This is a genomic window from Phocaeicola faecalis, from assembly GCF_021730445.1.
Classification (GTDB): Bacteria; Bacteroidota; Bacteroidia; order Bacteroidales; family Bacteroidaceae; genus Phocaeicola; species Phocaeicola faecalis.
Window position 1 is genome coordinate 1 of sequence record NZ_JADNRM010000062.1, and the last position, 365, is coordinate 365.

Genomic DNA, 365 nt, shown 5'->3' on the forward strand with positions numbered 1-365 from the left:
CAACTCCCAGTGCCCTTCCATATCACTGTCGATAGCCTCCTTCTGGCATCCTCCCATGACGAGGCACAGCAGGACAGCCGCCACCACTCCCGACAAAAACTTTAATCCGCATCTATTTCTCATATTCCGAATCCTCCTGTCTTTCTTACCGTCAGCATGGCTCCCATGCTGTTACCCAGATAATTCCCCCTGTCCGTGGCAAGGGCAACCGTGGCACTCCAACCTGTCCATTTCCGTGGGCAGTAACTCACTTCCACCATGCCGCTGAACTGCTTCCTCACCTTGTCCAGCGGAATCGGATAAGTCCCCCAATGCCGCACATACGATGCCAGCACACGGTAGTTCCATTCACGGTCCGGCTCTCC

The 365-nt window shown here is 55.1% G+C and carries 1 pseudogene; it reads right to left on the reverse strand.

What is annotated here, in order from left to right:
• Positions 1-119: 119 nt before the first annotated feature.
• Positions 120-365, reverse strand: a pseudogene (locus IR173_RS18020) (capsule assembly Wzi family protein); the annotation flags it as partial.